Raw genomic sequence first — 23,776 nt, 5'->3', positions numbered from 1 at the left:
CGTCAGTCGGACTGAAATCTAAACGTTAATCAGGTCGTCGGGTTTTCAACCGGGAATTCACCCGCACCCGCAGCACCTTCAACAGTGCTTTCCGGCTCCTGCATGGGAGCGGCTTCGGGATTGGCTTCGATACCGGCTTCTGAGGCACCAGCGATACTACCGCCCTGCGCCAGAACCCATGCATTGTATTTGTCCATCGGCAAAGCTTCGACGGTGATGGGCATGTAGGCATGCCGTGCACCGCAGAGTTCCGAACACTGACCGTAATAGACACCGGGCTTGTCGACGATGAGGATTTTCTCATTGAGACGTCCGGGCACCGCGTCATGCTTGAACCAGAGGCTCGGCACCGCGAATGAATGGATTACGTCGGCGGCAGTAGTCTGCAAGCGGATCGGCACGCCGACCGGGACAACCATGCGGTTGTCGACTGCAAGCTGGCGCGGCTCGCCCCTGGCATCAGCTTCCTTGTCATCAAGCATGTTCGAGATGATCTCGAAATCGCCGTTGTCCGGATAGGTGTAGCCCCAATACCACTGGTAGCCGGTGGCCTTGATCGTGATCGCGTCCTTCGGGATCGGTTCGTACTGCTTGGCAAGCAGCGTGATCGATGGGATCGCGATGCCGAGCAGGATAAGCGCCGGAACGACAGTCCAGATGACTTCGATTGTCGTATTGTGGCTCGTCTTGGACGGGACTGGGTTTGCGCTCCTGCGGAAGCGGAACATCGTATAAAGCATCAGGCCAAGTACGAAGAGGCTGATGATCGCCATTACCCAGATCAGGCCGATGTGGAGGCCGTAGGCATATTCGCCAGTCTCGGAAAACTGCTGCTGGATATCCAGTCCGCGATCCACCGGCATGCCGATCCCTTCGGTCGGAGCCATCGGGGTATAACCGCTGCTGCCGTCTACGACCGCATCCGCGTCTGCAACGTCTGCAGCCTGCGCCGGATCAACGGATTCGAGCTGTTCTGTCGAAGTCGCTTCTGCAGCGTCCTGCGCCAGCGCAGCTTGCGAACCGAAAATCAGCGCGAAAGCCATCGCGATGCTGGCAACAATACGGTGGAAACCGAGAGTTTTCATTATCTTGGCACTCTTTCGTGTCGTGTCATCATCCGGACATTCCTGACGCTAATATGCCGATCGTCTTAAATCGGCGCAGGCGCAATCGACCCATTAGCAGAGGGTCCGGTTGGGCCGCCCTATAGGCAGACTAAACGTATGCCTCAAGCGTTAGGAGGATAAAAATGTGCAAGTCGCATTGCCTCTTGCGCAATCGGCCTCAAGGCGCTTTGTGCCGAATCCATATGAACGATGACGAAATCCTTTCCGAATTCCGCGCCAGCGAAGCTCTGCTCGAAGGGCATTTCATGCTCTCCAGCGGGCGGCACAGTGGACATTACCTGCAATGCGCGCGCGTGCTGATGAACCCGGAGAGGGCTGGCCGACTGGCCTTTGCCCTCGCCCAGAAAATCCCGCGCGAAATCCGTAACGAGATCGACGTAGTGATCAGTCCAGCCATGGGCGGGATTATCATCGGCCAGGAAATGGGCCGCGCACTTGGCAAGGATGCAATGTTCCTCGAGCGGCCCGACGGTGAATTTCACCTGCGCCGAGGTTTTCGCATCGACAAGGGTGCCAAAGTGCTCATGGTCGAAGATGTCGTCACCACCGGACTTTCCAGCCGCGAAGCGATCGCGGCCGTCGGACGCGAAGGCGGGGAAGTGATCGCCGAAGTCGCGCTGGTCGACCGCAGCAATGGCGCGGCCGATCTGGGCGTTCCCTTTTTCCCATTGGTCGACATCACCTTCCCGACCTACGCTGACGATGAAATTCCAGATGAACTGGCCGCCATCGAGGTGACCAAGCCGGGGAGCCGCAAGGATTGACCGGTCTACTGCGCCACAATCCGCTCAGGTTGGGCGTCAACATCGACCACGTCGCGACCATCCGCAATGCGCGCGGCGGCGACCATCCCGATCCCGTTCGTGCCGCACAGATCGTCGCGCAGGTTGGCGGCGACGGTATCACAGCCCATTTGCGCGAAGACCGGCGCCATATCCGCGATGACGATCTCAAGCGCATCCAGGAGGCGACCGACCTCCCGCTCAATCTCGAGATGGCTGCCACCGAGGAAATGCTCGCAATCGCGCTAAGGCACATGCCACATGCGGCCTGCATCGTGCCTGAAAAGCGCGAAGAGCGAACAACCGAAGGCGGCCTAGACGCGGCGGGCCAGCACAATACGCTCGCGCCAATCGTGTGGAAACTGAAGGACAACGGCATTCGCGTGTCCCTGTTCATCGAGGCCGACGAACGCCAGCTGGATGCCGCCTTACGACTCGGCGTTCCTGTGGTCGAATTCCATACCGGTGAATACGCTCATGCTCACCTAGACGGCGACAGCGAGCGAATGTCTCGTGAACTGAAACGGATCGCCGACATTGCTGCGCTCGCTGCCAAGAACGGGATCGAGCCTCACGCGGGCCACGGCCTGACCTACGAAAATGTGCAGCCGATCGCAGCGATCCCGCAGATCGCCGAACTCAACATTGGCCACTATCTCGTTGGCGAAGCGGTGTTCGTAGGCCTCGAGGAAGCGGTTCGGCATATGCGTGAATTGATGGACGACGCGCGGTGAGCGAAGGCGGCCTGACCCGCGCCGAGAAATTCTGGGCACTGGCGGCTATCATTCCATTTCTCTTGAGCATTGCGCTGCTCGGCATTGCCTTTTCGCGGCAAGTCTTGCTGGCGTTCGCAATCGGTTGGCCCATCATCCAGATTATCGGCTATGCTGGATCGTTCAAAAGGTCTGGCGGTCAGATCAATCACCCCTTGGTGAAGGCACAAGTCTTTTTGCACTGGATGATGGCCGCCATGCTGGTTCTCATAGTCATGGGGGTAACATGATCATCGGAATGGGTTCTGACCTGTGCAATATCGAGCGGATCCAGAACTCGCTCGACCGCTATGGCGAGCGGTTCGAAAACCGGGTTTTTACCGAGATCGAGCGTGCCAAGGCGCGGCGCCGGCCCTTCACCATCGCCGGAACCTATGCAAAGCGATTTGCGGCTAAGGAAGCTTTCTCCAAGGCGGTGGGCACCGGCTTCAGGCGCGGCGTATTCATGAAGCACATCGGCGTGGTCAATGCCCCCTCAGGTGCTCCGACACTGGCCCTCGAGGGCGGCGCTGCACAAAGGCTTGCCGAAATGATCCCGCACGGCCATGAGCCGCGCATTCATCTCACCCTCACCGACGATCATCCATGGGCGCAAGCCTTCGTCATCATCGAGGCCCATCCCGCTTGAGTATCGACAACCCGGCTGTGACCGAAACCAAACCCACGAAAACCAAGGACGAGAAAGTCGATTGGATCGCGGAAATTCGCGGCCTCGCTCTAATGCTGCTCGCCGTCTTCGCGTTTCACAGTTTTATCGCAAAGCCGTTCTACATTCCTTCGGAATCGATGCTGCCGAACCTGTTGGTCGGTGACCGACTGGTGGTGAGCAAATATCCTTACGGCTGGAACTGGTCTTCGGTCAGTTTCCATCTCGCGCCTCGCGGAGACTGGAGGCTGGCAGGCTCTACCCCGGAATATGGCGACATCGTCATTCCGGTCCATCCCGAACGCGACGAAGATTACATCAAACGCGTCGTAGCCCTGCCCGGTGACACAATCGCTGTGCGCAATGGCCAGATCGTCTTGAACGGCGAGCGGATCCCTCAGCAGGTCGAACCCGCTCGCGACCTGCCGATCGATGCCAACTCGGACTGCCTGGGGTTTGGCGATCCTGCTTTCTTCGCCACCGCTCCATTAGGCGAGGAAGTGTGCCGGGTTCCGGTCCTGAGGGAAACCATGCCCAACGGAGCGAACTATCTGGTGATCGATCATACGCGCTCGGCGCTAGACAACTTCGCCGAGATGAAAATTCCCGAAGGCCACGTCTTCGTGATGGGCGATAACCGCGACCATTCCTCCGATAGCCGCGAATTGAACTCCTCACGCGGATTACTGGGGCCTGTTCCGCTCGAGAATATCGGCGGCCGCGCGGAATTTATCACCTTCTCGCTCGATGGCACGACCAGCCTCAATCCCGTCACCTGGTTTACCAGCTTGCGCGATGATCGTGCCTGGACCACTCTGCGCCCGGCAATTGCGCAGGGGAACACAGAATAGATGGTCGAGCAAACCACTGACAAACAAGATAACACCGTGAACCAAAGCGATCTCGCTCATCACGGAGAGCCCGGTCGCAGCCCTGCACACATCCACGACCCCCGCCTGCGCCATGAAGCGGGCCGCGCACTCGTTTGGGGTCTCGTCATCGGCCTGATCGCTCTCGCCGTGCACCTGTCCCAATCGCTGCTGGTGATCTTCGGCGCGATGGTGTTCGGCTGTATGATCGATGGCGGTGCCCGCCTGCTTGCAAAGGTTTTGCCCATCGGGCGCGGCTGGCGTGTTGCGATCGTCTTGATCTTCGCCGCAGCATTCCTGATCTGGCTCGGAATGTTTGCAGGGTCGCAGATCTCCCAGCAAGCTGCCGAGTTCCCGGCCATCATCAATGAACAGCTGGGACGACTGGCAGCGTGGTTGAGCGATCAGGGCTTTGCCATCAACATGGACAATATCGAGAATTTCGTTGGCAGCATGGCCAGCGGTGTCGGCACCGTGACCCGCGCGATCGGCGGGATTTTCGGTGGTCTGACGACGCTTGTCCTGATCATGATCATCGGGGTCTATTTCGCCATCGACCCCCGTATCTACGAGCGCGGCGTGGCCTGGATGGTGCCCGCGAACCGGCGCGAGGCTTTTTATGACACGCTGAGCCACCAGGCCTATACCCTGCGCCGTCTGCTGGCAGGACGTTTGGTTGGCATGGTTGCGGAGGGCATTTTCACTTGGGCGCTGCTGGCGCTTTACGGTGTTCCGATGGCTGCACTGCTTGGTCTGCTCACCGGATTGCTTGCCTTCATTCCCAACATCGGCGCGATCGTTTCCGGCGTGCTGATGGTCTTGGTCGGTTTTTCGGGCGGCGTCGACATGGGTCTCTACACGATCTTCGTCTACTTCCTCGTCCAGAACTTCGATGGCTACATCCTCGTCCCGATGATCGCGAAGAAAACAGTCGACCTGGCCCCCGGGCTTGTCCTGTCGGCGCAGCTTATTTTCGGAGTGCTATTCGGCATCCTCGGCCTTGCCCTCGCGGATCCCATGCTCGCCATGATCAAGGTTGCCTTGGAGAGAAGGTCGAACCGCCTGGATAATGGGGACGAGGCCGGTACTCAACAGGAGGCTACCGCCTGATATGGCACGCAAGTTTCTTTATATTATCTCGACGATAATCGTGATTGTCATCGTCGGCGCCATCGGCCTCGCGATGTATGGCCGCGAGCTGACCGACATGGCTTTCGTCCCGCGCGGCGAATTTATCGAGCAGGAAGCGCTTGCCGCCAATGCCTACGAAGATCCTTCCATGTGGTATTCCCGCCCAGGCATCGGGACGAGCGATCCGGCCCGTTATCAGCCTGCCATTGCAGAAGCCGCGCCAGATCCGGCAAATCGTGCTCCTTCGCCCGAGGCCCCCGCTGCCGAACAGAGCGTGGGTGCCCCTGCCCCACTGGAAACCGTGGGTTCTCGCCGCGGGGAAATGGTGGATGCCGACGCGGTTCCAGACTTCGCAGTCTTCTTCGTGCCGCCCACCAGCTACACGAAAGGCGCGCTGGGCGAATGGAACGCACCCCTCAATGATCCCGAGACGGACAATCTGGCGCGAACCTTCCTCCGCGGCCTCGCCAGCCCCTTTAACCGGGCGGATGAAATCTGGGCTCCGAAATACCGGCAGGCATCGGTCGGTGCATTCCTGAGTGACAAGGCGGACGCAGAAATGGCGATAAATGCGGCCTATGCCGATGTCGCGCAGGCCTTCGCATATTTCGTGGCCAGCATCGATGCGGACAAGCCCATCGTGCTTGCAGGGCATAGCCAAGGCTCGCTCCACGTCCTTAAACTCTTGCAAGAAAGTGTCGCCGGAACCCCGATCGAGCAGCGGATAGCTGCCGTCTATGCTCCGGGGTGGCCTATTTCCGTTGAGCATGACCTGCCGGCCTTGCCGATACCGGCCTGCGCAGCGCCCTCCCAATCCGGTTGCCTTGTTTCCTTTGCCAGCTTTGCAGACGATGGCGATCCGGGCCAATTGCTTCAGCGGTACAGCGCTTTGCCCGGCCTCGATGGCCAGCCCAGAGGCGCGAGCGATCCGATCTTGTGCGTCAATCCTGTCACCGGAATGACCGGCGGATCAGCCGAGGCTGCGGAAAACCTCGGCACGCTCAAGCCGACGGCGGACATGAGCTCTGCGGAGCTTGTGGCCGGAGCGGTTCCTGCACGCTGCGACGTTGCCGGCATCTTGAGGATCGGCGATCCCCCCGACCTTGGACCGGGCGTCCTGCCCGGCGGCAATTACCATGTCTATGACATCCCGCTGTTCTGGAAGAACCTGCAGGAAGACGTACTGGAACGGGTGAAGGCGTGGACGACAAGCCGCTCGTAACTGACAGCAAGCTAGGGTTTGAGGATGCCTTGCCTGACGGCGGGGCGCTGCTCGGGCTCGACTTGGGCACCAAGACGATTGGGGTCGCCAGCTGCGATGCTGGATGGCGCTTTGCAACGGCGGGCAAGACACTCCCGCGCGGCAAATTCACGCAAGATTGCGGCAAGCTGCGCGAAATCGTGACGGAGCGCTCTATCAAGGGGATCGTCATCGGACTGCCTCGCAATATGGACGGAAGCGAAGGTCCCCGGGCGCAGGCCAGCCGTGCTTATGCCCGGAATATCTCTGCTGCGCTGGACTTACCCGTTTTGCTGTGGGACGAACGCTGGTCGACCGCGAGTGCGGAGGCCGCGATGATCGGGCAGGACATGAGCCGATCCAAGCGTGCCACCCGCATCGATGCCCATGCGGCAGCGGTCATCCTGCAAGGCGCCATAGACGCGCTGGCGGGAGGCGGGTTTTAAGAGGGGGAGTGGGTCGCTTTGCTTGGTTTCACGGATGTTTTCGACGTTTACAAGGGTGGTAACTGCAAACGGCAGAGCCGCTTGAACAGACTGGGCAGGCTTGCAGGCTTCCTGATCCTCACGGTGCTTTTCTTCCTTACGATCCGAACCCTCTGGTAAGCCGTCACAGCAAAGCGCGCTGGGCTGCGGCCTCTTTTGCGACCATCAGGCTTCCGGACATTTCGGCTTTGCGCCACAGGGCATCGCGGCCCTGTTTGCCGTGCAGACAGCTGCGCGCTTCGAAGCTTGCCAGACGCATGCGGTCGCTTGGATGAGCCTTGCCTACCCATTCTGCGAAATCGAGCGCGGCATCGATGCCCAAGCCTACGGCGCAGCGCATGAAACACTCTGTCGAGGTAGGGTTCAGGACACCGGTGACGGCACTGCTGTCGAGATCGAATCCATATTGGTCGCACCAGCTTTCCGCTGGATCGATGCGCATGATGTTGAGCGAGACAGACAGGCTTTCCGGCGGCAATTGCGAATGCACATCGCGGTGCGCGCGGTAGAGCATTAGCTTGCCTTCGCTCAGCGCGCTTCGTTCCACGAACCGCAAATCCGCCACTTCCCCGCGGTATCCGGCGACCTCCTCGTAATAATATTCGAAATAGTCGCTACCATAGCCCGGACCGAAGTAACCCGCAGTCAGGAAGCTGAAATTGTGATCGTGCGGGACGCCGTAAACAAAGGTCTTCGCGCCGCTCGCCTGGAAACAGGCCTCGTCCTCGCTAGGCCAGATGTTTGCGCGCAGGAAACTGCCGCCGCGATTGGGCGAGAGGACGATTGATTGCGGTCCATATCCGCTTTCAAGTCCGCCCTCGCGGTGTCGGTCGGTGAGCTGAGCGATCAGGATATCGCCTAGAAAGCGCCTGTTGTTGGCGAGCTTCTTCAGGGCCGAGGCAGCATTGGAAAGGCTCCCCTCATCAGCGGGATCGAAGCCGCCCTGCAACTGGCCGAGGCACTCGTCGATACCATGCTCTGCGCTCTCGTCACTGTTGATCAAGCGGGGCATTTTTGCGTCTCCAAGCGGGCCAGCTGCGGGTAAGTTTCTATAAGCTGGGCGTGCAGTGCGCCGGCCGTAGCAGCTAGGGGATCGCCGGCATTGCGGGCCATATCGCCCAGCGCGGCAAACCCCGTCACCGTGTCCAGAGCAAGGCATTCGCGCATTGCCTGCCAGCGAATATGATCGCTGCCCTCGCAGGTCATCTCGGCAATAAGCGGTGCAGCATCGCTGCGCCCCATCCGGCCAAGTAGGGCCAGCATCATCTCTTGGCGGCTTTCCGCGCGTGAGCCGCTGGCACGGTGCAGCAGGCGGCCATCATCCAGCGCAAATTCACGCGCATCGCACGGGGCTGCGTCGCTTCTTGCGAGACGCAGGACCACCATGCGCCCATGCACACGTTCGATCGATTTGGTTTGTGCAAATCCGCTGAACCGCATGACCTCGCCATCGACGACGCGGCGCGCCGTGCAGTCGATTGCAGCGCTCGTCCCGCGATCCTCGAGGAGTTCGAGGAAACGAACGTCGGCAGCACCGGCGAGTACCGCCTCGATCCGGTCACCGCCCGAGAAACAGGCAGATGCCGGGGCCTCGTGACCGGTATCGGAATAGAGCAGCAGGGTGAGCGCGGCGCGGCCGGAATGGGCAAGCTGGAGGACACTGAGGCCTTCGCTGTGCTGGTGCCGAAAGGGTACCTGTCCCAAGGGATTGCCGCGCAATGCCTCAAGAGTGCCAGCGACAAGGGTCTCGGCCATACTCTTCGCTCTGCTTCCCTCGAAAAGTGCCGTCAGAGCGGGACACTGATCCAGCGGCATGCCTGCCCCATAGCGCTCCAGCTCCTCGATTTCTTTTGATGCCGAGACGTCGCGCCACTCGTCACGCGCATCTTCCAGGGCCTGCTGCGCGTTGCGCTGCGAGGCAGTGTTGCCCCGCAGCGCGCGCAATTGCGGATCGATCCTCATCGCGCCGTGCCGCCTTCAGACCAGCGCTTCTGGCGGAATCATCTCGTAGACATAGACCATGATTACAACGACGCGGTCGTCCACGGTCGGGCCGCCAGCTGCCGAAAGACTCCCGAACAGACCGGTCACGGTGTCCAGAGCAGGCAAGCTAGTGATATCGATATCGGGTAGTTCCATTGTGCGTTCCCTGACGCGCCGGGAGCGACATTATTGCCGTGCCCTGCAACGCGCCGGGGGCTGCTGACGGTTTGATCGAGCGGGATCGAATTAAAACATTGTAATAATCGGGAACCCGGCGCTATCGCCGCCCCGATCCATGTCCGACACAGCAAATTTCGACCCCAAGGCGGCCACGCCATTCTTGACCAGCAGAGGCCATTCGGGCTGGCTTGGTCTAAAATACTCAGACCACGGTGAAGATTGGGTTGAGCTCGAGCTACCGTGGCGTACGGACTTGCTTGGTGAAGACGGGCAGCACGTGCTGGCATCGGGCCCGATCCTGAGCCTCATGGACATGGCCAGCGGCCTCGCGATCTGGAAAGCGATGGATAAATTCCAGGCCATCGCGACGCTGGATCTGAGGGTCGATTACGTACGCCCTGCCCGCGACGGTGCAGCCGTGTTCGGCCGCTCCCAATGCTACCGCATCACGCGAAGCGCGGCCTTCGTACGCGGATTGGCTCATGACGGCGATGCGAACGATCCTGTCGCACATATCCAGGGTGTCTTCATGAAGATCGGCGGCGCGGACCCGCGCGAGGTGCCCGGTGCCTGATAAACGCGATGATATCGCCCTGACGCCTTACGCACGCTCGCTCGGCATCAAGCTGTCGGAATGGGACGGCGACACCCCGATCATCCGCGTGGACTTCATCGAGGCTGTCGAAGGCCGTCCAGAACATTACCACGGCGGCGCCACCGGAGGCCTGCTGGAGACAGCAGGCTATGCCGTTTTGCGCTCCATGCTCGCGCTGAAACAGCGCCAAGCAATCCTCAAGCCGATCAATATCACAGTGCAGTATCTGGCAGCTGGCAAGAGCCGCGAGACCTACGCCCGTGGCCGCGTGACCAAACTTGGCCGGCGCAGTGCCAACATAACCGTAGAAGCGTGGCAGGATGATCCCGACCGGCCCATCGCGACAGCCGTGATGAATGTGCTCGTGGCAGAACCTCCAGCGAGCTAGTTCGGTTCGAGCTGGCCCTGTCGTTCCATTTCCTCGCGCACCGCTTCATAGCGCCGCTCTTCAGCGCGGCGGCGCGCTTCCTCGATCGCTTCCTCGGAAATCGACACTCCGTCATCGCCGACCCTGATATCGACCGGGATGCCCTCGATCTCGGTGGAGAAGACCGCCTCGCCGTCGCGTATGCGAAGGCGCGAATTGCCATCACCCAGTGGAATGTCTTCAAGATCGGGCACGTCGAGCGGCTCGACCGGCCCGCCGGGATCTTCATTGGAGCGCGGGCCTGACCGGTCAGGCGCCGCGTTGACACCAAGAGCCTGCACCATGAAATCGCGCCAGATCCGAGCCGGCAGGCCGCCTCCGGAAATGCCATCGAGCGGTGAATTGTCATCATTGCCGATCCACACACCGACCACCAGGTCTCCTGCGTAGCCGACGAACAATGCATCGCGGTTGTCCTGGCTGGTCCCGGTCTTGCCGAAATTGGGTCCTGAAAGCATCGCGCGGCGGCCGGTTCCGTTGTTGATGACACCGCGGAGCATGTCTTCAATTTCGGAATGCGTGGACCTGCTCAGGCTGTCGCCGCCGTTCCACAGACGCTCGAACCAGCCCTGTTCTTCGCGCGCGATGGCGTGGGGTTCGACCGGGAATGAGTTGGCCGCAATCCCTGCATATGCCGCAGTCAGTTCCAGCAAGGTCATGCTGGTCGATCCCAGCGCGATGCTCGGATCGCCCTTCACGAACTCCGCCGAAATTCCGAAATCCCGGGCGGTATCGATGACTTTCTGCGAACCAACTTCATTGAACAGGCGGAGGGTCGCCACATTGCTGGACCGCGCCAGCGCATCGCGCAGCGTGATCGTGGGTGAGTAGCGGCCGTCGGAATTACGCGGACGATAACTGCCTTCAGTAATTTCGGTATTCTCGATGGTGTCGTCCGGGCTCCATCCATCACGCAGGGCCGCCAGGTAGACGAAGGTCTTGATGGTCGATCCCGGTTGTCGCCGCGCCTGCGTGGTGCGGTTGAAGGGTGATTTCTGGTAATCCTTCCCGCCGATCATGGCGACCACTTCGCCATTGGTGCGCATCGCCACCAAGGCGATCTGAGCTTTGCCCAGAGGCGCGCGATTGGTGACGTTGCGCGCGATATTCTGAAGGCGGCTGTCGAGCGTCGTGGTCAGCGTCTGCCGGGCATAACCGCTATCGGACAGCCCCCGCGCCTGAGGCAGGGCCCAGTCCGCGAAATAGGTGCCGGTCGGAAGATCGCTCTTCATTCGGACATCAAGCGTCGGCGGCCGCATCGCGCGCGCTTCGGCCTCGGTAATGTACCCGGCTGCCACCATTGACGTTATGACCAGCCGCATCCGCTTTTCGGCGCGCTCGTAATGCCTCGTAGGAGCATAGGCGCTGGGGGCCTGGAGCAATCCGGCGAGCATGGCGGCCTGGTTCGGCCTCAGGTTTTCCGGTTGGCGATAGAAATAATGCAGGCTGGCGGCGCGCAGTCCGTAAACATTGTCTCCGAAATAAGCATTGGAGAGATATCGTTCGAGTATCTCGTCCTTGGTCAGCCAGCTTTCGAGCCAGAACGCGATCATGGCCTCGCGCGCCTTGCGGGTCAGCGTGCGCTCCGGAGTGAGAAATGTGAATTTGGCGAGTTGCTGCGTGATCGTGCTGCCGCCGCCGGTACCGGTGAAGGCAGCGCGGGCAATGCCCCGCGGGTCCACGCCCCAATGACTGTAGAACCGGCGATCCTCGATCGCGAGAAACGCCCCAACCACGTGAGGGGGCAATCGTGACACGTCGACCGGCTCGTCGGTTATCGCACCGTTGCGTGCAATGGGCGTCCCGTCGGCGGCAAGCAGGGTTATCTGCGGCGGTGCAATGGGCTCCAGCGATTTCGAAAGCGGAGCGGTAACCGCGAGCCAGCCGACAAGCACGATAAACAGGGCGAGCAGGCCTGCAATAATGTGGGCAAACCACCAGCGCTTGCGGCGGTCACGCCAATAGCTGAGCTGCCAGAACCGCAGGCGGCTTTTTTCCTCGCGCGCCATTGCGCTGTCGAGATCGTCGAGGCGTGCATCCCACGCGTCATCGTCGAAGCCGTCGTGCAGCGAATAAAACCCGCGATGCGATTGCACCGGTGCTTCGGCCTTGCGGCGGCGGAATATGGAATCGAAAACGCCCATGGACCTACTGTGCTACACAAATAACACAGTCATTCATAGAGGGCGAAACCTTAACTCTTCCCGACCACACTTTCGGGAAGGTCTTCGCCGAACACGCGCTGGTAATATTCGGCAACCAGCATACGTTCTTCCTCGTCGCATTTGTTGAGGAACGAGAGGCGGAATGCAAAGCCCACGTTCTTGAAGATTTCGTAGTTTTGAGCCCAGGTGATCACGGTACGCGGGCTCATCACGGTGGAAATATCGCCGTTGATAAAGCCTTGGCGCGAAAGGTCGGCGACCTTGATCATGTCGGCGAGGATCTTGGGATCGGTTTCCGGGCTTTTCGCCTCGACGATCTTTTGCTCGGTCTCGGCGGGGAGATAGTTAAGCGCCGTCACGATGTTCCAGCGATCCATCTGGCCCTGGTTGATCGCCTGAGTACCATGATAAAGCCCGCTGGTGTCGCCCAGGCCCACCGTGTTCGCAGTGGCAAACAGTCGGAAATGCGGATCGGGACGGATCACGCGGTTCTGATCGAGCAGGGTCAGCTTGCCCTGCTGTTCCAGCACGCGCTGGATCACGAACATCACGTCCGGACGGCCTGCGTCATATTCGTCGAACACCAAGGCTACCGGATGCTGGAGCGCCCAGGGTAGCAGGCCTTCGCGAAATTCGGTGACCTGCAATCCGTCGCGCAGAACGATAGCATCGCGGCCCACAAGGTCGATACGGCTGATATGCGCATCGAGGTTGATGCGGATACACGGCCAGTTGAGGCGTGCCGCGACCTGTTCGATGTGGGTTGATTTACCCGTGCCGTGATAGCCCTGCACCATGACGCGCCGGTCATGCGCAAACCCGGCGAGAATCGCCAGCGTCGTGTCCGCATCGAAAACATAGCTTTCGTCGAGGTCGGGCGTACGCTCGTCGGGCTTGGAGAATGCGGGCACTTTCCAGTCGATATCGATCCCGAATGTCTCGCGTACATCGACTTCGATGTCGGGAGCGGGAAGGACGGTCTTGGAAGCCGCGTCGAAGGTCTTGTCGGTCATCTCGTTCATCTCATGCGCGGCCTAGGCATTTATCTTGGCTGCGCCAAGCCTATATTGGGCTGCAATGCCCCAAGCCCCTCTTTCCAGCCCCTTGGCAGAACGCCTCCGCCTCAAGCTCGTCGAGCGGGTGCGCGGCGTCTTCAACGATCAGGCCAACGGCGAAACGCCTGTGCCGATCTCCGACGATGCGCTGTTTGAGAAGAACACCCCGATCCGCATGGTGCATGCAGACCTGGTGGGCATGATGGTTGGCGGGATTCGCGGCCTGCTTTTGCAAATGCTCCACCCCCATGCATTGCAAGGTGTGCTGGATCATTCCAATTTCCGCAGCGATATGCACGGCCGCCTGCGCCGGACAGCGCGGTTTATTGCTGTCACAACTTTCGGACACAGGGACGATGCTCAAAGCGCGATCGAGCGGGTCAACCGTATCCATTCGGCAGTGGGAGGAACCTTGCCCGATGGTTCGCCCTATGCGGCCAGCGATCCGCGCACCCTGGCCTGGGTGCATGTGGCCGAGGCGACAAGTTTCCTCGCCGCCTATCTGCGCCATGTGCGCCCGGACATGCCCGGCAGCGAGCAGGACGAGTATTATCGGCAATTTGCCGTGATCGCGCGGGCGCTGGGCGCCGATCCGGTCCCAATCGACCGCCGGGAGGCAGAGACGATCTTTCGCGAACTGCGCAGCGACCTGTCGACCTCGCCGGCGGCCAAGGAAATCGCCGACCTCGTCCTTACACAGCGGCCAGAAGGCGCCCCGCCTGCGGTTCAATCCATTCTCGGCGCAGAAGCGGTTGCCCTGCTCCCGCCATTTGCAAGATCAATGCTCGATCTCGAGCGGCCCGGCCTGGGGGCCCTGCCTGCCCGGGCAGCGACCTGGGGCGTCGGCAAGACGCTGCGCTGGGCCTTTCGCCAGAATTGACACGCAATCGCCTCTTTATGATGGTAATTTCCACATAGTGAGGAGAGCCGCGATGTATATTCAGGGATTTCTTGTTCCCGTTCTGCCCGGCAAGAAAGACGCTTATGTCAAAATGGCGAACGAAGTGGGTGAAATGTTTGCGCGCTACGGTGCGTTGGAGATTGTCGAAGCGTTCGAGGAAGACGTGCCCAATGGTGAGAGCACCGACTTTCGTAAAGCAGTGAAGGCCGAAGAAGGCGAGAAGATCGTTTTTTCCTGGGTCATCTGGCCAGACAAAAAGACTTGCGACGAAGCTGCCGAGAAGATGATGGATGACGAGAGCATGAGCCCTCCAGAGGACATGCCGTTTGCGGGCAAACGCCTCGTCTACGGCGGCTTCTCACCGATTTACACCCACGGCCGCGATTGAGGACGGATTGATATGGCAACTTATACCTTTTTCACCAATCCGATGAGCCGCGGACAGATTGCCCGGTGGGCGCTGCACGAAGTCGGCGCAAACTATGATACCGAACTCGTCGAATGGGCGGCCAAGTCGGAAGCTTTCCTGAAAGCCAACCCGCTCGGCAAAGTGCCAACTCTGGTCCATCATCACGGCGATCATATTCACGTCGTAACGGAAGCAGCGGCCATCTGTCATTATCTGGCCGAGATGCATCCCGATGCCGGACTACTGCCTGAAAAACACGAGAAAGCATCCTATTTCCGCCGTCTCTTTTTCGCAGCCGGGCCAGTCGAGCAAGCAGTGGTTGCCCGCAGCATGGGTTGGGGGGCGGACGATCCCCAGAAGCAGGGGATGCTTGGCTTTGGCAGTTACGAACGCGCCATGGACACTTTCGACACGCTTTTATCGGACCGCGACTACGTCTGCGGCGACCGTTTCACGATGGCCGATGTGTATGTCGGCAGCCAGGTCGACTGGGGCCTGCAATTCGATACCATCCCGCGCCGGGCAGTGTTCGAAGACTATGCCGCGCGGCTCAGGGAACGCCCCGCGTACAAAGAAGCAAAAGCAATCGATATGAAGCTGATCACGGAAAGCCAGGAGGCTTCTTAACCCGCTCCCCACGAAGACCAACCCAAGACATCTCTCGCCTTGGGAATGGAAAGGAGACACTCATGTCCTACTATCTGTCGACCCACATGCACGAAACCTACGAAGATGCGATCCCGCAGGTGGAAAAGGCGCTTGCAGATCAGGGCTTTGGCATCATCACGCGGATCGACATGAGCGCGACGTTCAAGGAGAAGCTCGGCGTCGACTTCCGCCCCTACGTGATCCTCGGCGCTTGCAATCCGAAGGCCGCGCACGCAGCGCTCCATCTGGAAGACAAGGTCGGGACAATGCTGCCTTGCAACGTGATCGTCCAGCAGGTCCACGAAGGCCTCGTCGAAGTGGCCGCGATCGATCCGGTTGCATCCATGCAGGCAATCGACAATCCCGACCTTCACCGCGCAGCCGGCGAAATTCGCGATAAACTGGTGGCGGCGATCAATTCGCTCGGCGGTTAGGCTATCGCACGGCTCTTGCGCAGCATCTGGTAGGCGTCGACCACCTTGTTGAGACGCGATTCGTAGACCCTGTCCCCGCCGTTGCGATCCGGATGATAGCGCCGCACAAGTTCCGAATACCGCTGTCGCAAGATCTTGCGGTCGACATCCAGCCCCAGCCCCATCGTGTCGAGCGCTTCGGCCTCGTCCCGGCTGAAGCGCCCGTCCATGGCCATTTCAGCCTGCCGCCGCGCCTGGCTCTTGATGCCGTTTGCCCGCCCCGAAATCGCGTCGAGGGGATCATCGTAATCAGCCCAGCGCGGCATTCCGTCGACACCGGCAGTCGGGCGAAAACTGGGACTCTCGGTGCGCCAGCCGCTCACCGGGCCTTGCGCATCCAAAATCTCTTCGGCAGTCATGCCTTCGAACCAGTCGTAGCCCGCATTGAATTCGCGCACATGTTCCAGGCACATCCAGCGCCAGCTACCCGGCCCGTCAAAGCCATGCCCGGAGGTTCCGGGCGCGCGAAACTCGCCCGCTTCCTGGCAGGCCGGATGTTCGCACACCTTGCCTTGTTGCTCATGTCTTCCGTGAAACTTTGTCTGGCGCATTCGCACTAGGATGGGGAGCGAATCCCTGTATGGAAAGAGGTGAAGAGGAGAAACGACCGCATGGCAGGCCCGGTTCAACAAGAAATGGAGCAGCTCTTGACCAGTGCCTTTGCTCCTACTCGCCTGGAGGTTATCAACGATAGCGCCAAGCACAGTGGCCATTCGGGCGACGACGGTAGCGGTGAATCCCACTTTACCATCGTGATCGAAGCCCCGGCTTTTGCCGACAAGAGCCGGCTCGAACGCCAGCGCATGGTCAACCGCGCCCTTGGCGACATCCCGGGAGAGCGCGTCCACGCACTTTCAATTCAGGCATCTGCACCGACACCATAAGGGAACCGAAATGAGCCAGATCGACCTCACGCTTACGCCGACTACCCATGATCTCGGTCAGTTCGAGGTCCGACGGGTTCTTCCCGCAAAGCAACGTTCGATGGTCGGGCCGTTCATATTCGTCGACCAGTTTGGTCCGGCCCAGCTCGATCTTGGCACCGGGATGGACGTGCGCCCGCACCCGCACATCAATCTGGCGACCGTCACCTGGCTTTTCGAAGGCGCGATCGATCACCGCGACAGCCTGGGCAGTTTTTCGACTATCCGTCCGGGACAGGTCAACCTGATGACAGCGGGCAAAGGCATCGTCCATTCGGAGCGCTCGCCCGATGCCGAGCGCAAGGCCGGACCAAGGCTTTTCGGCATGCAGACATGGCTTGCCCTGCCCGATGGACGCGAGGAAATCGATCCGGCTTTCGAGGCGGTGGCCGAATTACCGCTGGTGGAAGATGGCCGCGCCAAAGCCGTGGTTATCATGGGCGAATTGTGGGGCGAGCGCGCGCCGACAACCACCTATGCCGATACAATCTACGCCGAGATCATGCTGGAGGCGGGCGGCGCGATTCCGATAGAAGAAGACGCTGACGAACGCGCGTTGATGCTGGTTGGCGGCGAAGCGAGCGTGGATGGTCACGCATTGGAAAAATACACGCTCAACGTGCTGCAACCGGGCCGAGACATGACGCTGGAAAGCAAGACCGGTGCACGGGTCATGCTGCTCGGAGGCGAAGCGTTCAACACCAAGCGTCACGCTTGGTGGAATTTCGTCAGTTCCAGCCGAGACCGGATCCAGCAGGCCAAGGAAGACTGGCGCGAACGGCGTTTTCCCGAAGTTCCGGGCGACGCCGAAGAACGGATCGAATTACCCGACGGAGAACCCAAGACCGTCACCTATCCCTAAGCCGGAGGACCTATGAGCTTCGAAGGAAAGACCGCCTGGATCACGGGCGCATCAAGCGGAATTGGCGCTGCGCTGGCGCGTGAATGGGGCAGCCGGGGCACGCGGATCATCTTGTCCGGCCGCGACGAGGCCAGACTCGCGGAAGTGGCTTCAGACATCGCGACACAGACCTTGGTTCTGCCGTTTGATGTGCGCGATGAAGACGCAATGCAGGCTGCTACCAAGACTGCGATCGGCTGGCATGATGGGGTGGACATCTTCGTTGCCAATGCGGGCATTTCGCAGCGGAGCCCTGCGGTGGAAACCTCCATGCAGGTTTACCGCGACATCATCGAAATCGACCTGACTGCACAGATCGCCGCAACGCAGGCATTGCTGCCGCATTTCGCCAAGCGCGGTAGCGGGCACCTGCTGTTCATCTCGTCCATCGCGGGCAAGGTAGGGGTCCCGATGCGCACCGCCTATTGCGCAGCAAAGCACGGCCTCATCGGTTACGCCGACGCATTGCGCGGAGAATTGTCACAATCAGGGGTCGGCGTCCATGTCGTGTGCCCTGGCTCTGTCGCCACCGATGTCAGCCGCAATGCGCTTACGTCCGATGGCACCAAACGGGGCCGCAGCGACAAGGTCATCGATAACGGAATTCGCCCGGAAGACGCGGCCAGACGCATCGTGGACGCGGTCGCTGGGGGCCAGCGGGAAATCATCGTCGCCGAAGGAATGGAAGAAGCGATGGGCGAAGGCCGCCGCACGCCCGACGCTCTCTTCGATCAGGTCGCAGCGATGGTTGCAGCGGGCTACATGGAAAAAATGCAGGCAGAAGACTGATGGACTGGGATCAAAAGCGCGTCGCCCTGGGCAATGGGATCGAACTGGATGTCGTCGATACCGGGCCCAAGGATGCCCCTGCCCTGATCTTCCTGCACGGTTTTCCGGAAAGCCACCGGACATGGCGCCACCAGATTGCCCATTTCGAAGACCGCTTTCGCTGCATCGCGCCCGATCAGCGCGGCTACCGCGGATCGTCAAAGCCTGAAGGTGTCGACAATTACACTCCTGACAAGCTGGTCGGCGATATCTTCTTGCTCGCCGCGGCTCTGGGCATCGGCAAGTTCACGATTGTCGGCCATGATTGGGGCGGCGCGATTGCGTGGGGGGTCGCGCTTGCAGGTCAGGAAACCGGAATGGTGACACGCGCTGTCATTGCGAATGCGCCCCATTATGCGGTTTTCCAGAAACTGCTCTACACCAGCCCAGTCCAGCGCGAAGCGAGCCAGTATATGCGCGGCTTCCGCGATCCTGCGAACAATGCACTGGTGCGCGAGAAGGGCCTGTTCGGCATCCTTGAAGCGCAGATCAACTGGGATGCGCCCGACAAGATGGAACCGGCGGAGCGTGCCAAGCTCCTCGAAGACTGGCAGCACCATGATGCTGCCTTCGCCATGCTCAACTGGTACCGCGCAAGCCCGATCGACATCCCGCCCCTGGATGCTCCCTACGAAGTGCCCGAGGGATGGGCTCCGCCGCCCTACCCAGCCTTGCGTATCCCGACCTTGGTCATCTGGGCACAGGATGACCTGGCGCTGCCTGCCGAAAATACCGACGAGCTTGACCAGCACGTTGACGATCTGGCGCTCGTGAAAGTGCCTGACTGTGGCCATTTCGTGCCATGGGAAGCCCCCGGCGCAGTGAATAACGCGATGGACGAGTTCCTGGGCCGCACCGGCTAGCCGCCCAACCACTCCACCCATGCCCCGTGGGGATGGGCGTTGGCGAGGTGATGCGCTTCCTCGCCTCCGGGCCAGTATCGCACATGCAGTTCATGCGCGAATGTCTCGCGGTTCGTTTCCAGCGAGATATGGGCGAACGGCTTATCCGGTGCCGCACGCGCACCTGCGTCTAGCATCGCCGTCTCGATCCTCTCCTGCGCCTCGTCGGACAAGTACTGCCACATGATCGAGTGTGCGATGACCCGGGTTACTCCGGGTTGTTGCTCGCGCTGCAGCTCTTTTTCCACCCAGTCTGCCGCGTCCATCCGCTCGAGTTCGGGCGTCGCTTGCCGGGCCAATGCAATCGCGGCATCGATCCGCGCCATGCGCCCTGTCGCTTCGGGCCAGACATAACTCTTGAGGCGCAGCGCCTGGTGTTCATCGGTCAGATCGACCGGGGCTATGTCGCTTCCCCGCGCTTCGGTGAATTCGATCTCTGATCCGGGCGGCTTTGCGCCTCTCCATTCGGGCTGGATGTGCATCGGACTTCTGCTCGGTCCGGTCGTCACGCCTCCCAGATCGTAGCGATACCGGCCGAGCATCGTGTTGATCCCCGCGCTGGCGCCAATTTCCAGCCATTCGAAGCGCGATGTTGTCCGCCCGTCGGCCAGCCACAGCAGGGCAGCCGCAAAATTGGCAGAACGCCCCGCCTCGTTGGTTTGCGGCGGCCCGTCCAGCCAAGGCATCAGGCGCGCATCATGCTTTTCGGTGATCTCCAGGATCATCGCGTCTACGGCCGTCTGCGCCGCCATGCGGCCCGCGTAGATGTCTTCGAGCCGCGGCTCTTCACCGGTCAGAAGCAAGTTGTGAATGCCGCCTGCAAAGCGCAGCGGCATGGCATCGCGCAGGCTGAGGCCCTGCCACGCAAAAATACGCCGCGCGGTGGCAGCTTCACTCTGTTGCAAGGCCAGCAATGCGCGAATGACCTGCGCAGTACCGGGCGCACCGTTCTTCTCGGCATGGCGCGCCTGCCATTCGATAGCTTCGGGAACGGAAACGATATCCATGATAGCGCCATCGGTCATATGCGTTGCCCTTTCCTGCCCATATCCCTATCTGCCGCCACGCCATGACAAACGCCCTGACCTTTGCCGTTCCCAAGGGACGGATCCTCGACGAGGCACTCCCCGTGATGGCACGCGCGGGTGTGGTGCCGGAAGACGGCTTTCACGACAAGAGCAACCGCTCCCTCACGTTCGCGACCACGCGGGACGATATGCGGCTGATCCGGGTGCGCGCTTTCGACGTGGCAACCTTCGTTGCGCACGGCGCAGCGCAGCTTGGTATCGTCGGCTCGGACGTGATCGAGGAATTCGACTATGACGAGCTTTACGCGCCGGTAGATCTCGATATCGGTCACTGCCACCTTGCCGTTGCAGAGCCCAAGGGCGCTGCGAATACCAACGGGGCGAGCCACCTGCGAGTCGCCACGAAGTATCCCAGCATCACCCGCCGCCATTTCGAGCGGATGGGTATTCAGGCCGAATGCGTAAAGCTCAACGGCGCAATGGAAATTGCGCCCGAACTTGGGCTGGCAGGACGGATCGTCGACCTCGTCTCGACTGGCACGACATTGCGCGAAAACGGCCTGGCTGAGACCAGCCGGATCATGGATATCTCCGCCCGCCTCATCGTCAACCGCGCTGCTCTCAAGACCGATCCGCGCGTAGCCGCACTGGTCGAAGCATTTCGCGCGGACAGCGAAGAACGGAGCGCTGCCTGATGCTCCTGCTGCGGACAACGGATAGCGATTTCGAAGCGAAGTTCGCCAAGGTCGTGCGTGACCGCCGCGAGAGCGACACGCAGGTCGGCCGCGATGTATCGGGCATCCTCAACGAGGTGCGCGAGCGCGGCGACAAGGCCCTGATCGATTTTACCAAGCGGTTCGATCAGCACAATCTGACCAGCGAGGACGACTGGTCGATTTCGAAAGCTGATTGCGAGAAAGCATATCACGCCATCGATGCCGAGTTGCGCGAAGCACTCGAGACCGCAGCGCAGCGCATTCGGGCCTATCACGAAGGCCAGTTGCCTGAAGACCGCGATTATATCGACGACATCGGCATGCGTCTCGGCGCACGCTGGACAGCTGTCGATGCGGCCGGCCTGTATGTCCCGGGAGGCCGTGCAGCCTATCCCTCCTCGCTGCTGATGAACGCTATTCCGGCCAAGGTGGCCGGGGTAGAGCGTCTCGTGGTCACTACTCCGACACCCAAGGGCGAAGTCAATGACCTCGTCCTTGCCGCTGCCCATGTTGCCGGCGTGGACGAAATCTACCGTGTCGGCGGAGCGCAGGCGATTGCGGCGCTCGCTTACGGCACCGAGCGGATCGAGCGGGTCGATGTTGTGACGGGTCCGGGCAATGCCTGGGTCGCCGAAGCCAAGCGCCAGCTTTACGGTGTGGTCGGTATCGACATGGTTGCCGGACCGAGCGAAATTCTGGTTATTGCAGACGGGCAGAACGACCCGGAGTGGATCGCCGCCGACCTGCTCAGCCAAGCCGAGCACGATCCGACCAGCCAGTCGATCCTGATTACCGACGATGCCGGTTTCGCCGCGCAGGTCAGCGATGCCATCGATTTGGCGTTCATGACCCTGCCCACGGCCAAGACCGCAAAAGCCAGCTGGGATGCGCACGGCCTCGTCGTAATTGTCGACAAGCTGGAGGACGCAATACCCCTGACGGACCGGCTGGCCGCCGAACACGTCGAGCTCGCCGTGGATGATGCCGAACCGCTGTTCGCCAAGCTGCGCCATGCTGGCAGTGTTTTTCTGGGCCGCAACACTCCTGAGGCGGTCGGCGACTATATTGCCGGCCCCAATCATGTCCTTCCCACGGGCCGCCGTGCGCGTTTCGCCAGCGGATTGTCTGTCCTCGATTTCATGAAGCGCACCAGCTTCATCGGGGCGACAGATGCTGCCCTGCGCGCTATTGGCCCAGCCGCCGTGCGACTTGCCGAGGCTGAAGGCCTTCCGGCCCACGCCCTTTCGATTTCCAAGAGATTGTCATGAACCAGTCCCCCCGCTCCCAATCCCGCAGTGCAGCTCGTCTTGGCGCAGTCCAGGCGCTTTATCAGCAGCACATGGAAGGTACGGCTACCATTCGCCTGCTGGACGAATTTCACCAGCACCGCCTCGGCAAAGTCATCGAAGACGATGAATATGCTGATGCCGATGTCGAGTTCTTCGATGATGTGGTGAAGGGCGTCGATGCCCGCCGCGATGAAATCGACGATCTGCTGACCGCGCGCCTTGCGTCCGGCTGGACACTCGCGCGGCTCGACAAGACCATGCTGCAGATCCTCAGGGCAGGCACATACGAACTGATTGCGCGCACCGATGTGCCCAAGCCTGCATCGATCAGCGAATATGTCGATGTCGCGAAAGCCTTCTTCGACGACCGCGAAGCGAAATTCGTCAACGGCATCCTTGACGCTGTCGCCAAAGAAGCGGGCCGCTGAACGAACGCGGCTTCATCGAGGCGCTTCGCGCGCTTGCGACATCGCCCGCTGCCCGCGGGCTGAAAGACGATGCTGCAGTTATCGAGTTCGGGTCGGAAACGCTGATCCTCACCCATGACACAATGGTTGAAGGCGTTCACACCCTTGAAGGCCAGGATCCGGCGGATGTCGCGTGGAAACTGGTGGCGGTAAACCTGTCCGACCTCGCTGCCAAAGGGGCGCAGCCAGAAGGCGTCCTGATATCCCACATGCTGGGCGACGATGATCACCGATTTATCGAAGGCCTGCGGTCAATCCTCGCGAAGTACGACGTTCCCTTGCTCGGCGGTGACACGGTGCGCGGCGAAGGACGACGCGTCTGGGGCTGCACGGCAATCGGGCGTGCGACGCATATTCCGGTTCCATCCCGATCCGGTGCTGAGGCGGGCGACGCGGTCTATCTTGGCGGCCCTATCGGGCAGGCATTGGTCGGTTTCGAGGCGCTACGCGACGGTACCCCAGGTGATCAGGCACCCTATTGCCGCCCTCTCCCACAAATCGATCTGGGCAGGGATATTGCCCCCCATGTCACGGCGATGATGGACGTGTCCGACGGTCTGCTGCTCGACGCCTCTCGCCTTGCCGAAGCGAGCCACGTAACGCTCCGGCTCGATAGCGAGCTAATTTCCGTTCTGGCGCCCCAGGAAAGGCTCGATGATGCGATGCGTTGGGGCGATGACTATGTGCTCTTGTGCACTGGCCCTCACGGACTGGACCAGCATCATGCGCTCACAAGAGTAGGCTCGGTGGCGGCATTCAAGGGCGACCGGTTGCTTGTCGACGGTACGCCACCCACAGGCGATCTGGGCTACACGCACTGATATTGCGCGATA

At 60.8% G+C, this 23,776-nt stretch carries 30 protein-coding genes; 22 read left to right on the top strand and 8 right to left on the bottom strand.

Annotated elements, in window-relative coordinates:
* Positions 1–29: 29 nt before the first annotated feature.
* Positions 30–1,085: a cytochrome c oxidase subunit II gene (coxB, locus tag K3166_RS03675; RefSeq protein ID WP_247714717.1), complete on the bottom strand. Its 1,056-nt coding sequence runs from the start codon at positions 1,083–1,085 to the stop codon at positions 30–32.
* 224 nt (positions 1,086–1,309) lie between these two features.
* Here coxB and pyrE point away from each other — a divergent pair, with 224 nt between their 5' ends.
* From pyrE to ruvX, 8 genes are read left to right on the top strand one after another with little or no spacing between them, the layout of a single operon-like run.
* Complete coding sequence (gene pyrE / locus K3166_RS03670) at positions 1,310–1,891, top strand: orotate phosphoribosyltransferase (protein ID WP_221423342.1); 582 nt, start codon at positions 1,310–1,312, stop codon at positions 1,889–1,891.
* The gene (locus K3166_RS03665) at positions 1,888–2,643 is read left to right on the top strand and encodes a pyridoxine 5'-phosphate synthase (protein ID WP_247714716.1); all 756 of its coding nucleotides are present in this window, start codon (positions 1,888–1,890) and stop codon (positions 2,641–2,643) included. Before pyrE ends, K3166_RS03665 begins: the two co-directional genes overlap by 4 nt.
* Positions 2,640–2,912, top strand: a complete 273-nt coding sequence (locus K3166_RS03660; RefSeq protein WP_221423341.1) for a pyridoxal phosphate biosynthetic protein — start codon at positions 2,640–2,642, stop codon at positions 2,910–2,912. The genes K3166_RS03665 and K3166_RS03660 overlap by 4 nt, the downstream gene beginning before the upstream one ends.
* The gene (gene acpS / locus K3166_RS03655; protein ID WP_221423340.1) at positions 2,909–3,310 is read left to right on the top strand and encodes a holo-ACP synthase; all 402 of its coding nucleotides are present in this window, start codon (positions 2,909–2,911) and stop codon (positions 3,308–3,310) included. Before K3166_RS03660 ends, acpS begins: the two co-directional genes overlap by 4 nt.
* The gene (gene lepB, locus K3166_RS03650; protein WP_247714715.1) at positions 3,307–4,179 is read left to right on the top strand and encodes a signal peptidase I; all 873 of its coding nucleotides are present in this window, start codon (positions 3,307–3,309) and stop codon (positions 4,177–4,179) included. Before acpS ends, lepB begins: the two co-directional genes overlap by 4 nt.
* Positions 4,180–5,307 carry an AI-2E family transporter gene (locus K3166_RS03645; RefSeq protein ID WP_221423338.1) on the top strand — a complete coding sequence of 376 codons (1,128 nt, stop codon included), beginning with the start codon at positions 4,180–4,182 and terminating at the stop codon, positions 5,305–5,307. It begins immediately after the preceding gene.
* Between the two features lies 1 nt (position 5,308).
* The gene (locus K3166_RS03640) at positions 5,309–6,550 is read left to right on the top strand and encodes a DUF3089 domain-containing protein (protein WP_221423337.1); all 1,242 of its coding nucleotides are present in this window, start codon (positions 5,309–5,311) and stop codon (positions 6,548–6,550) included.
* Positions 6,529–7,014, top strand: a complete 486-nt coding sequence (ruvX, locus tag K3166_RS03635; protein ID WP_221423336.1) for a Holliday junction resolvase RuvX — start codon at positions 6,529–6,531, stop codon at positions 7,012–7,014. Before K3166_RS03640 ends, ruvX begins: the two co-directional genes overlap by 22 nt.
* Before the next feature lie 163 nt (positions 7,015–7,177).
* Here ruvX and K3166_RS03630 read toward each other — a convergent pair whose 3' ends face one another.
* The 3 genes from K3166_RS03630 to K3166_RS03620 are packed head-to-tail and all read right to left on the bottom strand — an operon-like array spanning position 7,178 to position 9,192.
* Entirely contained in the window at positions 7,178–8,065 is an 888-nt protein-coding gene (locus K3166_RS03630) for a transposase (RefSeq protein WP_221423335.1), read from the bottom strand.
* The gene (locus K3166_RS03625; RefSeq protein ID WP_221423334.1) at positions 8,053–9,015 is read right to left on the bottom strand and encodes a hypothetical protein; all 963 of its coding nucleotides are present in this window, start codon (positions 9,013–9,015) and stop codon (positions 8,053–8,055) included. Before K3166_RS03625 ends, K3166_RS03630 begins: the two co-directional genes overlap by 13 nt.
* Before the next feature lie 15 nt (positions 9,016–9,030).
* The gene (locus tag K3166_RS03620; protein ID WP_221423333.1) at positions 9,031–9,192 is read right to left on the bottom strand and encodes a hypothetical protein; all 162 of its coding nucleotides are present in this window, start codon (positions 9,190–9,192) and stop codon (positions 9,031–9,033) included.
* A 139-nt stretch (positions 9,193–9,331) separates the two neighbouring features.
* On the opposite strand from K3166_RS03620, the gene K3166_RS03615 reads away from it, so the two are divergent.
* A complete protein-coding gene (locus tag K3166_RS03615) occupies positions 9,332–9,790 on the top strand; it encodes a PaaI family thioesterase (protein ID WP_221423332.1) in 459 nt (152 codons plus the stop codon).
* Entirely contained in the window at positions 9,783–10,199 is a 417-nt protein-coding gene (locus K3166_RS03610) for a PaaI family thioesterase (RefSeq protein WP_247714714.1), read from the top strand. The genes K3166_RS03615 and K3166_RS03610 overlap by 8 nt, the downstream gene beginning before the upstream one ends.
* Here K3166_RS03610 and K3166_RS03605 read toward each other — a convergent pair.
* Positions 10,196–12,382 (bottom strand): transglycosylase domain-containing protein, encoded by a 2,187-nt coding sequence (locus tag K3166_RS03605; RefSeq protein WP_221423331.1) that lies wholly within the window; start codon positions 12,380–12,382, stop codon positions 10,196–10,198. The two genes, K3166_RS03610 and K3166_RS03605, sit on opposite strands and share 4 nt — an antisense overlap.
* Positions 12,383–12,432: 50 nt before the next feature.
* Entirely contained in the window at positions 12,433–13,425 is a 993-nt protein-coding gene (gene cobS / locus K3166_RS03600) for a cobaltochelatase subunit CobS (protein ID WP_221423330.1), read from the bottom strand.
* Between the two features lie 55 nt (positions 13,426–13,480).
* Between cobS and K3166_RS03595 the strand changes: the two genes are divergently transcribed.
* The 4 genes from K3166_RS03595 to K3166_RS03580 all read left to right on the top strand — a co-directional run bounded on the left by K3166_RS03595 (position 13,481) and on the right by K3166_RS03580 (position 15,850).
* Positions 13,481–14,338, top strand: coding sequence for an oxygenase MpaB family protein (locus K3166_RS03595; RefSeq protein ID WP_221423329.1), 858 nt, complete (start codon positions 13,481–13,483; stop codon positions 14,336–14,338).
* A gap of 52 nt (positions 14,339–14,390) precedes the next feature.
* Entirely contained in the window at positions 14,391–14,747 is a 357-nt protein-coding gene (locus K3166_RS03590) for a DUF1428 domain-containing protein (RefSeq protein WP_221423328.1), read from the top strand.
* Positions 14,748–14,759: 12 nt separating this feature from the next.
* On the top strand, positions 14,760–15,395 hold the full coding sequence (locus K3166_RS03585) for a glutathione S-transferase family protein (protein WP_221423327.1): 636 nt from the start codon (positions 14,760–14,762) through the stop codon (positions 15,393–15,395).
* Between the two features lie 62 nt (positions 15,396–15,457).
* A complete protein-coding gene (locus K3166_RS03580; protein WP_221423326.1) occupies positions 15,458–15,850 on the top strand; it encodes a DUF302 domain-containing protein in 393 nt (130 codons plus the stop codon).
* Here the strand turns inward: K3166_RS03580 and K3166_RS03575 are convergent.
* Positions 15,847–16,440 carry a J domain-containing protein gene (locus tag K3166_RS03575; protein ID WP_221423325.1) on the bottom strand — a complete coding sequence of 198 codons (594 nt, stop codon included), beginning with the start codon at positions 16,438–16,440 and terminating at the stop codon, positions 15,847–15,849. The genes K3166_RS03580 and K3166_RS03575 overlap by 4 nt on opposite strands.
* Positions 16,441–16,500: 60 nt before the next feature.
* Here K3166_RS03575 and K3166_RS03570 point away from each other — a divergent pair, with 60 nt between their 5' ends.
* The 4 genes from K3166_RS03570 to K3166_RS03555 are packed head-to-tail and all read left to right on the top strand — an operon-like array spanning position 16,501 to position 19,404.
* On the top strand, positions 16,501–16,773 hold the full coding sequence (locus K3166_RS03570; RefSeq protein ID WP_221423324.1) for a BolA family protein: 273 nt from the start codon (positions 16,501–16,503) through the stop codon (positions 16,771–16,773).
* A gap of 10 nt (positions 16,774–16,783) precedes the next feature.
* Positions 16,784–17,674, top strand: a complete 891-nt coding sequence (locus K3166_RS03565) for a pirin family protein (protein ID WP_221423323.1) — start codon at positions 16,784–16,786, stop codon at positions 17,672–17,674.
* A 12-nt stretch (positions 17,675–17,686) separates the two neighbouring features.
* The gene (locus K3166_RS03560; protein WP_221423322.1) at positions 17,687–18,502 is read left to right on the top strand and encodes an SDR family NAD(P)-dependent oxidoreductase; all 816 of its coding nucleotides are present in this window, start codon (positions 17,687–17,689) and stop codon (positions 18,500–18,502) included.
* On the top strand, positions 18,502–19,404 hold the full coding sequence (locus K3166_RS03555; protein WP_221423321.1) for an alpha/beta fold hydrolase: 903 nt from the start codon (positions 18,502–18,504) through the stop codon (positions 19,402–19,404). The genes K3166_RS03560 and K3166_RS03555 overlap by 1 nt, the downstream gene beginning before the upstream one ends.
* Here the strand turns inward: K3166_RS03555 and K3166_RS03550 are convergent.
* Positions 19,401–20,468 carry a DUF2332 domain-containing protein gene (locus tag K3166_RS03550; RefSeq protein ID WP_221423320.1) on the bottom strand — a complete coding sequence of 356 codons (1,068 nt, stop codon included), beginning with the start codon at positions 20,466–20,468 and terminating at the stop codon, positions 19,401–19,403. The genes K3166_RS03555 and K3166_RS03550 overlap by 4 nt on opposite strands.
* 44 nt (positions 20,469–20,512) lie before the next feature.
* Between K3166_RS03550 and hisG the strand changes: the two genes are divergently transcribed.
* From hisG to thiL, 4 genes are read left to right on the top strand one after another with little or no spacing between them, the layout of a single operon-like run.
* Positions 20,513–21,166 carry an ATP phosphoribosyltransferase gene (gene hisG, locus K3166_RS03545; protein WP_221423319.1) on the top strand — a complete coding sequence of 218 codons (654 nt, stop codon included), beginning with the start codon at positions 20,513–20,515 and terminating at the stop codon, positions 21,164–21,166.
* Positions 21,166–22,455: a histidinol dehydrogenase gene (gene hisD, locus K3166_RS03540; protein WP_221423318.1), complete on the top strand. Its 1,290-nt coding sequence runs from the start codon at positions 21,166–21,168 to the stop codon at positions 22,453–22,455. Before hisG ends, hisD begins: the two co-directional genes overlap by 1 nt.
* Positions 22,452–22,904, top strand: coding sequence for a transcription antitermination factor NusB (gene nusB, locus K3166_RS03535; protein ID WP_221423317.1), 453 nt, complete (start codon positions 22,452–22,454; stop codon positions 22,902–22,904). Before hisD ends, nusB begins: the two co-directional genes overlap by 4 nt.
* The gene (gene thiL / locus K3166_RS03530; RefSeq protein WP_221423941.1) at positions 22,901–23,764 is read left to right on the top strand and encodes a thiamine-phosphate kinase; all 864 of its coding nucleotides are present in this window, start codon (positions 22,901–22,903) and stop codon (positions 23,762–23,764) included. Before nusB ends, thiL begins: the two co-directional genes overlap by 4 nt.
* Positions 23,765–23,776 lie beyond the last annotated feature (12 nt).

It is taken from the genome of Qipengyuania psychrotolerans, from assembly GCF_019711355.1.
GTDB lineage: Bacteria > Pseudomonadota > Alphaproteobacteria > Sphingomonadales > Sphingomonadaceae > Qipengyuania > Qipengyuania psychrotolerans.
Note: the sequence above shows the minus strand (reverse complement) of the source record. Positions and strands in the feature narration are given on the sequence as shown.

Coding starts and splice junctions, on each gene's coding strand:
- K3166_RS03645 (WP_221423338.1), top strand. CDS start 4,180: ATGGTCGAGCAAACCACTGACAAACAAGATAACACCGTGAACCAAAGC.
- nusB (WP_221423317.1), top strand. CDS start 22,452: ATGAACCAGTCCCCCCGCTCCCAATCCCGCAGTGCAGCTCGTCTTGGC.
- K3166_RS03580 (WP_221423326.1), top strand. CDS start 15,458: ATGTCCTACTATCTGTCGACCCACATGCACGAAACCTACGAAGATGCG.
- K3166_RS03590 (WP_221423328.1), top strand. CDS start 14,391: ATGTATATTCAGGGATTTCTTGTTCCCGTTCTGCCCGGCAAGAAAGAC.
- cobS (WP_221423330.1), bottom strand. CDS start 13,425: ATGAACGAGATGACCGACAAGACCTTCGACGCGGCTTCCAAGACCGTC.
- K3166_RS03630 (WP_221423335.1), bottom strand. CDS start 8,065: ATGCCCCGCTTGATCAACAGTGACGAGAGCGCAGAGCATGGTATCGAC.
- K3166_RS03570 (WP_221423324.1), top strand. CDS start 16,501: ATGGCAGGCCCGGTTCAACAAGAAATGGAGCAGCTCTTGACCAGTGCC.
- K3166_RS03605 (WP_221423331.1), bottom strand. CDS start 12,382: ATGGGCGTTTTCGATTCCATATTCCGCCGCCGCAAGGCCGAAGCACCG.
- K3166_RS03625 (WP_221423334.1), bottom strand. CDS start 9,015: ATGAGGATCGATCCGCAATTGCGCGCGCTGCGGGGCAACACTGCCTCG.
- K3166_RS03585 (WP_221423327.1), top strand. CDS start 14,760: ATGGCAACTTATACCTTTTTCACCAATCCGATGAGCCGCGGACAGATT.
- K3166_RS03595 (WP_221423329.1), top strand. CDS start 13,481: ATGCCCCAAGCCCCTCTTTCCAGCCCCTTGGCAGAACGCCTCCGCCTC.
- K3166_RS03565 (WP_221423323.1), top strand. CDS start 16,784: ATGAGCCAGATCGACCTCACGCTTACGCCGACTACCCATGATCTCGGT.
- K3166_RS03560 (WP_221423322.1), top strand. CDS start 17,687: ATGAGCTTCGAAGGAAAGACCGCCTGGATCACGGGCGCATCAAGCGGA.
- hisD (WP_221423318.1), top strand. CDS start 21,166: ATGCTCCTGCTGCGGACAACGGATAGCGATTTCGAAGCGAAGTTCGCC.
- pyrE (WP_221423342.1), top strand. CDS start 1,310: ATGAACGATGACGAAATCCTTTCCGAATTCCGCGCCAGCGAAGCTCTG.
- K3166_RS03615 (WP_221423332.1), top strand. CDS start 9,332: ATGTCCGACACAGCAAATTTCGACCCCAAGGCGGCCACGCCATTCTTG.
- acpS (WP_221423340.1), top strand. CDS start 2,909: ATGATCATCGGAATGGGTTCTGACCTGTGCAATATCGAGCGGATCCAG.
- K3166_RS03550 (WP_221423320.1), bottom strand. CDS start 20,468: ATGACCGATGGCGCTATCATGGATATCGTTTCCGTTCCCGAAGCTATC.
- coxB (WP_247714717.1), bottom strand. CDS start 1,085: ATGAAAACTCTCGGTTTCCACCGTATTGTTGCCAGCATCGCGATGGCT.
- K3166_RS03555 (WP_221423321.1), top strand. CDS start 18,502: ATGGACTGGGATCAAAAGCGCGTCGCCCTGGGCAATGGGATCGAACTG.
- hisG (WP_221423319.1), top strand. CDS start 20,513: ATGACAAACGCCCTGACCTTTGCCGTTCCCAAGGGACGGATCCTCGAC.
- K3166_RS03640 (WP_221423337.1), top strand. CDS start 5,309: ATGGCACGCAAGTTTCTTTATATTATCTCGACGATAATCGTGATTGTC.
- K3166_RS03620 (WP_221423333.1), bottom strand. CDS start 9,192: ATGGAACTACCCGATATCGATATCACTAGCTTGCCTGCTCTGGACACC.
- K3166_RS03575 (WP_221423325.1), bottom strand. CDS start 16,440: ATGCGCCAGACAAAGTTTCACGGAAGACATGAGCAACAAGGCAAGGTG.